At 67.8% G+C, this 400-nt stretch carries 1 protein-coding gene; it reads left to right on the forward strand.

Features of this window, described 5'->3' with window-relative positions:
- Positions 1-333 (forward strand): phosphopantetheine-binding protein (locus tag GTY56_RS20665; protein WP_161366840.1); only part of this gene is annotated, 333 nt, incomplete at its 5' end.
- Between the last annotated feature and the right edge of the window lie 67 nt (positions 334-400).

Consider the following 400-nt stretch of genomic DNA (forward strand, 5'->3'; position numbering starts at 1 on the left):
CTGCACCGCGAGGCCCTGCCCGCCCCGGACTACTCCGGCGCCGCAGGTTCGGGCCGGGAACCGTCCACCCACGAGGAGAAGGTCCTGTGCGAGGTGTTCGCACAGACCCTCGGCCTGCCCGAGGTCGGCGTGGACGACGACTTCTTCGAACTCGGCGGGCATTCCCTGCTCGCCGTCCGGCTGATCAACCAGATCCGTGCCGTGCTGAAGGTCGAGGTGCCCTTGAGGGTGCTGCTGGGGGCGTCGACGGTGGCCGGACTTGCACGGCGGCTTGGCAGTCAGAAGTCAGCTAGGCCGGCGTTGCGGCCGATGCGTATCCAGGAGGAGTCCTGATGATTCCGTTGTCTTTCGCGCAGCGCCGGTTGTGGTTCATCGGGCAGCTGGAGGGTCCGAGTGCCAC

Origin of the sequence: Streptomyces sp. SID5643 (genome assembly GCF_009872555.1) — a bacterium.
Lineage (GTDB): Bacteria > Actinomycetota > Actinomycetes > Streptomycetales > Streptomycetaceae > Streptomyces > Streptomyces iakyrus.